Source organism: Parasphingorhabdus sp. (assembly GCF_041748495.1).
GTDB lineage: Bacteria > Pseudomonadota > Alphaproteobacteria > Sphingomonadales > Sphingomonadaceae > Parasphingorhabdus.
In genome coordinates this window covers 1-6483 of record NZ_JBGTDD010000012.1, presented here as the reverse complement: position 1 = coordinate 6483, position 6483 = coordinate 1, and the positions used below count along the sequence as shown (strand labels likewise).

Sequence of the window (6483 nt, the reverse complement as noted above, 5' to 3'; positions counted from 1 at the left end):
GAGGTTTCGCCTTGATTGTTTCGGTATGTCGATGCTTCGGAAACAGCCCCATTTACGTCTAATGCCTTGACTTTAATTGTTTTATTTCGATTCGCATCCCCAATTTGGGCTATGGAAATGATGCCCAGTCTGATTCGGGACCTTGTTGCTTGGGTGCAGGCAAAGCACCTGTGCAGTTTGTGCGATGATCAACGAACTACCGGAGGCACGTTCATGGAAAATCGCCGTGTTTCGCCTGAAGAAATCTATGATTCGGCGATGAACTCGGAAAGCATGGCACATGCCGCACTTCTGGTGACCGGCGAAGGACGCCGGCTTGGAATGAACGCCGCCGCGCAAAGCACCATCCATCAGGCGCAGCTCGTCACCTATTCCCATGGGAAGATTGAGGCGGTAGGATCGGCGATGAAGCTATTGCGGCTGGCGTTGGCAGCGGCCGTAGCGCCTTCACCTGACGCGGGTGCCGTGGTCCTGGGTCATCAGAGAGGGTCGCCCGCGATCGCGACCATATCGCCGATGCGCTTATCGAATGGTAGCAGGGCGGTGATAATTTTGCTGGAGGCGGATCAGCTCCCTGATCAGCTGCTCGTGCAAAGATTGTGCAATCTGTCCGGACTGACGGGGGCAGAAGCGGAAATCGCCGCCGGTATAGGCAACAACATGACACTCCGCCAGATTGCGGAGGCCAGACAGGTCGCCGTGTCGACCGTCCGTGCGCAACTAAAGCAAATCGCTTCGAAAATGTCATGCAACCGCCAGTCGCAGATCGCTTCAGTGGTCCGATCTATAATTCCCGGCTGAATGATTGAAATTGGCGCACCGGTTCTTCCCATGCGGGTGGGATATCCGTTTCATCCTGTTCGAACCGGCCGTGCTGCATTGCAGATCGGCAACAAACCCCCCCGGCAATCACGGCAGCACTGTCCCACATCCCGCTTCGACTATAGTTTGCTGCTTAATTTTTTGCCGGCTTTCCAGCCCATGACAAAGAAAATGATTGTGGCAATCAGAGCTATAATGAACACGACAAGTGCTATGTCGGCCAGAACGCCGGCAACTCCTCCAAACCCGAGTATTGCTGCTATCAAGGCGACAATCGCCAAGGTTATTGCCCAACCGTACATGTCATTCTCCTGTTTAAATGCCGCGCTTGGGGATGTAACGAATTGCCACCAGCTTGGTTCCGCCAGCCTTGCAATATTCACGGACAAGGGAATACGTCCGGCTTGCGCAATCTCGCCAAATAGCCAAATTGGCGCCATCGGATCAGCCAGGATTATGGGCCTATCTGCAGCGGCTTCGGAATCAGTGATCGACGCAGGAGGATGAAAACACCGTCAGCCCTGCTGGCGAGTCTGGTTTAGATTGCCGGACGTTGACTCGCGGGGTTTCAAATGTGTTGCATGGAGCAGCCAGAGCCCAAGGCCATATCGCAGAAATGGGCGGGAGCCAATTTTATGAACAGAATAAGCATTCGTGAGCTTTAGAGCAGCAATCGCAAACAGGTTGCGCCAACCCAAGCGACCGGAAAACTCGACGTGGACGAAAAACGCGGAAAGACAAATCTCAAGCCGCAGAAACAGAAGAATCCGGCAGCAGAGCGCGCGAGCTGATTGGAAGACACATCCTGTCGACAGGCCATTCGAGGGAGCACATAGCTACTCGTGACATGGCCTCCTGCTCATGAGCTTTTGTTTGATATTGATGAGTGCCGGGAATTTCAGACACTCTCGGCTTGTTATTCAAGGCCGAAATAGTCTTCCTCACATAACCATTCCGCGTAGCTGGCGACCAGAGGTCGCTCCTGCGCGCAGGGAAGGTCACCCAGTTTCCCGGTTGCAACACTTAACCCTTCTACGAGCAGGTCCGGATGGCCAAATGCCTCCAGGGAGAAACTCGTCCAGATTTGGTGCTGACCATCCGGCTGCACCTCGCTCAATTCAATCTGACAACCGGACGACAAATTTCCATGGTCCCCCGTGAATTGACCCCGTTCATCCAGGTAGGCCAACCAGCGTGTTTTACCCACGCTGATCTGATATCGTCCCGATAGCGCCGCATCCGGGAGTTCATGCTTTATCCATATCTCACATTCTTCCTCGCCGGCGAAGGCAGCAGCGAGCGACCGTTTTTGAACCAGAGTCTTTGCTTCGAACCGGTTCTGGTCGCGCTGTTTCAAATTGACCGCTGCACTGCCGGTCAGGATGTAGATGTCTGTCCGTTTACTGGCTTCCCGAAGGGAGATGCCTTTCTCCTCAAGCCACGCGCGGAGGATCGCGGTCTGCCTGTTCGGCCACCAGAATCTGATTTCGGCGGAGAGCGATCCCGCCCCGGAACTAACTTCCGACAATGGTGCCACACACTCGTGCAGTTCTTTTTCTTTGACGCTCATCACTTCAGTCCTCTCTCACTCGTCAACGCGGAGAGATATTTTGGGTTGCGTCAGCAGAGAAATCATCCGGTATCGGGAACGGATAATTTAGTCGCGCGTAGATCTCGTGAATATTGCGAGGATTTTGGAAATGACGGATGAGCATCAGGCTGGGGATTCCCCAGAGGATCAGGCGACCGGGTATCTGGCTTATGATACACCGGCCGATATCGTGCGGGACGAAACGCTTGATCCAGAAGACAAAAGAAAACTGCTGGAAAGCTGGCAGATGGATCTTGATAGCCGCCTGGATGCCGAATCCGAAGGAATGAGCAAGTCAGAGCCGATCGCCGCGTCAAGGGAAGCCAGTCTGGCTGATCAGGTGCAACTGGTCGGGGCAGCGCTGGAAATGTTGGACCATGGAACGGGCTCTGACCAGTAGTCAAAAACAGTCGCGCTGGCAGGGCTGGCAGACCGATTGGCTGGCAGCGACACGTCAGCTGGAATGAACTCGATGCGTATCGCGATGCGGGGCATTTCAATATCGGAGATGTTGGGAGGCTCGTTGAACGAGCCAATCACGGAAATCTTCTGCATTGGGGTGAAGCGAAACAAACACTGCCGAATGCGTGAATGTCCTGCATTCGAGGCTTGCAATTAAGGGATCCGCTCAGGCCCAGAAACAGAAATCCGGTCTCCGCGCCTGAAAGCGCGAAACGCCTGTTTCAAAGCTTTAGCACGGTCGGCAGCGAACTTCGCCAGGAAGCAAAATTTCGTAGCATCAACTCCCTCAGCGATGCGCCTCGTCCATGCAGAGCAATTCGCCCAGTTCCCGTATCAGCAGCGCTGACTGAATCGGCTTGGCGAGATGTCGAGAGCCCGAAAATGCTGCAGGTCGATCCTCGATGCTCCGGCCGGAGACTGAGAGATAGGGCGTGTCCTGCTCCGAGAGCAACGTGGCTATCGGCTCGGATGTTTCCTTGCCGAGATTGATGTCGAGGACCGCGGCATCGCATGTTCCGTTCTCGAGAAGCGCCAGCGCTCCACTAACGGTGGCTACCGGGCCAAGGATATCATAGCCGGCCTTTCTAAGGGTTTGGGCGACCTCCATTCCGATGAGAAATTCATCCTCCACAACCAATATGCGGCGCGCCGGTGACGCTGATGGTTGCCGCAAGGACACCGGTGGCCGGGCTTGCCGAGCAGATTGTTTCGCATTGCTAAGTATATTGTCGGACGAACAGGACATCCGGCAAACAAGACCAGTCGGCTGCCAGTCCAGTTCAACCTCTCCCTCGAGGCTGGCTGCCAGCAGCTGGTCGATGATCGTCGAGCCGAACCCGGTTCGGGAGGGCGCCTCGACCCGCGGGCCGCCCTTTTCGGTCCAGTGTATCGAGAATCGCCGGTCCGATCCGTCGCCGTCCTCAAGCTGCCAGCCGATGGAAATGAAGCCCTCGGCAGTTGAAAGCGCACCATATTTTGCCGCATTGGTCGCCAGTTCGTGAACCGCCATCCCGATCGCCTGCGCCGCTGGCGCGCTGATCTTGAGCGGTGGACCCGACAATTTGATCCGCGACCCGAGCATGTCTTTGAAATGTCCAAGCTGCGAGCGCACCAGGTCTTCCAGCGGGATATCCTGCCAGCAACTATTGACCAGGACGTCGTGGCTCGCCGAAAGCGCTAGTATCTGCTCTTCGAAACTTCTCGCAAAGGTCTCCGCGTCACTGGCGGCGGTTTGCCGAGCGATGACGAGCACCAGCGTCAGCATGTTCTTGGCGCGGTGATTGACTTCCCCGATCAGCAGGCGTTCCCGCTCTTCAGCGCGCTTCCGCTCGCTGATGTCATGCGCTATTTTGGAAGCACCGACGATTTGGCCGGCCGCATCGAAAATTGGCGAGATGTTGACCGAAACGTCGACTCGGCTCCCGTCACGGCACATCCGAACCGTCTCGTAGCTGCTGATCATTTCGGCCCGGCTGATCTGCCCGACAATGGTATCTTCCTCATCCTGGCGATCGGGCGGAATCAGAAGCCGGATCGACTTGCCGATCATTTCCTCGGCGGAATAGCCAAAGATTTTTTCAGCGCCGCGGTTCCAGCTTCTGATCGTTCCGTCGAGTGCCTTGGATATGATCGCCTCGCTGGAGGATGCGACGATTGCGGCGAGATGGGCTTGCGCCTGTGCTGCACGCTTGCGCTCGGTGATGTCGCTGATCGATGCGTAGAATAGATTCTCAACGCCCGGGAAAAATTGCAACTGGACCGCGACATCATAATGGGACCCATCTTTTCGCTCGTGTACGGTTTCGAAGAGCAGGTTTGGCACGTCGCCGTTTCTCAGGGGGGCGACGAATTCCAGAAACTGGGCCTTGTTGAAATGGGGTTTCAGTGCCCAGGGAGTCAATGTGCGAATTTCTTCCATTGTATAGCCGAGATTTTCGCGGGCGCCGCGATTGACCAGTTCGAAATGATAGTCACCCGTACCGAAAACATAGGCCTCGCTGACCGAATCCTCGACAATCCGCCCTAATCGCTCGTTGAGCGAAGCGGTCGCCAGCCGCTCCAGTTCGGCAGCCGCGCGCCCGGAAAACAGTTCGACGATTTCGGTGGCCTGTTGCGCGGATTCAATCGGCTTGTCATCCAGCGCGGTCAGGAGTCCGAGAACTTCCCCGGACGAGGAACGAAGCCGTGTTCCGACATAGCTTTCCGCGCCCAGTTCTTTCAGCATCTGGTCGTTCGGGAAGAGATTGAGGATGTCGGCGGGAAAACAACAAGTGCCTCGGGCAACGATATCGGCGCAGGGCGTATGCTCCAGACGATATTCGAAATTCTCTCCCGGGCCGTTATCCCAGACAGCGACGGTGCACACTTTGTCGCGGTCGACCGGGTGCAATGTCGACAAAAGGACCCAACGCACCGACAGCGCCTCGGCCAGCGCCTCGACCATCACCGGAAAAAATTCTTCGCCTACCACTCTGGAGCATGCAGCCAGTGTGGCCTGTACCCTAGCAAAGGAGGATTCCTCGATACTTCGCGGTCGTGTCGCATTGTCCATCGGTTAGCTTCCCTCGCGACGATAGGTAAGCCGTTGACATGGTTTCGGCAATAGTTTTTGGGCTCCCGAATCATCGGGCGATCGTTGAATTGAAATCAGCATCTGGTGTTCGCTAAAATACAGGGCAACCGGCCTGCCGACCCCAATCCCATGGACCGGTTGCGTCCTGAAACGCAATATGGGGCTGCGGGAGAACGATTCCGGCAGGAAGCCAGTCGCCGCTTACCCCATAATCGGCAGCCGATATTGCCATTTCGTCACTGGCCGGCGCATTTCCAGCCGCTCCATCTTGTCAACAACAGGCAAGACAGAAACTGCGGCAGTCATTCTACTGATCTGGGCGATCTTCATCTCGGCCTCCTTCAGATCCTTTGTCATAATTGATGATCCGCTGAGATGGTGTGTTCTTCGCAAGCTTACATGCCTGACGAGACAGATGTTACGCCGATTGGACATCTGGATCGGGGCAGTTGATTTTGAAATTCACGGAGCAGCCCACCATTGCCAGTGACCGGTAGTGAAATCTCATGCCGTCGCCTCCCAGCCACGCACCCAGAGACCTTGGTAAAAAATGCCGTTTACCTCAAATCCAGCGTCACGCAGCAATCCGCTTTCGCGGTCCGGTGTCAGGAGATGCACTTGGGAAGTCTGCATCGCTGAAGCTCGCTCAACAAGCTCCTCTTCGGCCCCCATCAGTCGCGCATGGATGGCATAGCGGGCGAGGTCGCGCTCGCGGCAATCGGGATCGGTTGTGGCGTGGATCATGAGGAACGGAGATCCCGGCTTCAAACGCCTCCGAATTGCTTTATATTGTTCCAAGCGGCTGCCGTCGTCGGGCACAAACATCAGGCACAGGAAAGCCGTGGCGGCGTCGAACGGACCGAAAGGGGCGTCGCCCGCCACGCCTTTTATCAGATTTGTCTGCGTCCGCGGTCGCTCCCGTTCCAGCCGCGTGGCGGCAAGATCGAGCATCGCTTGTGATGGATCGACCGCGACAAACCGCCAGTCAGCGCACAATCCCGCGAAGGCTGCGATCTCAACCCCGCCGCCGGCACCG

At 56.2% G+C, this 6483-nt stretch carries 7 protein-coding genes; 2 read left to right on the top strand and 5 right to left on the bottom strand.

Annotated features, from left to right (window positions below):
• Positions 1-213 precede the first annotated feature (213 nt).
• Positions 214-801 (top strand): helix-turn-helix transcriptional regulator, encoded by a 588-nt coding sequence (locus ACEW8J_RS00970; protein WP_373489759.1) that lies wholly within the window; start codon positions 214-216, stop codon positions 799-801.
• A 140-nt stretch (positions 802-941) separates the two neighbouring features.
• On the opposite strand, the gene ACEW8J_RS00965 is transcribed toward ACEW8J_RS00970, so the two are convergent.
• Entirely contained in the window at positions 942-1262 is a 321-nt protein-coding gene (locus ACEW8J_RS00965; protein ID WP_373489758.1) for a DUF1328 domain-containing protein, read from the bottom strand.
• Between the two features lie 476 nt (positions 1263-1738).
• Positions 1739-2392 carry a hypothetical protein gene (locus ACEW8J_RS00960; protein WP_373489757.1) on the bottom strand — a complete coding sequence of 218 codons (654 nt, stop codon included), beginning with the start codon at positions 2390-2392 and terminating at the stop codon, positions 1739-1741.
• Between the two features lie 130 nt (positions 2393-2522).
• On the opposite strand from ACEW8J_RS00960, the gene ACEW8J_RS00955 reads away from it, so the two are divergent.
• Positions 2523-2813 carry a hypothetical protein gene (locus ACEW8J_RS00955; RefSeq protein ID WP_373489756.1) on the top strand — a complete coding sequence of 97 codons (291 nt, stop codon included), beginning with the start codon at positions 2523-2525 and terminating at the stop codon, positions 2811-2813.
• A gap of 348 nt (positions 2814-3161) precedes the next feature.
• On the opposite strand, the gene ACEW8J_RS00950 is transcribed toward ACEW8J_RS00955, so the two are convergent.
• From ACEW8J_RS00950 to ACEW8J_RS00940, 3 genes are all read right to left on the bottom strand, one after another.
• Positions 3162-5426, bottom strand: a complete 2265-nt coding sequence (locus ACEW8J_RS00950; protein WP_373489755.1) for a PAS domain S-box protein — start codon at positions 5424-5426, stop codon at positions 3162-3164.
• A 222-nt stretch (positions 5427-5648) separates the two neighbouring features.
• On the bottom strand, positions 5649-5777 hold the full coding sequence (locus tag ACEW8J_RS00945) for a hypothetical protein (protein ID WP_373489754.1): 129 nt from the start codon (positions 5775-5777) through the stop codon (positions 5649-5651).
• A gap of 174 nt (positions 5778-5951) precedes the next feature.
• The coding region (locus tag ACEW8J_RS00940; RefSeq protein ID WP_373489753.1) for a class I SAM-dependent methyltransferase at positions 5952-6483 on the bottom strand (532 nt) is incomplete at its 5' end.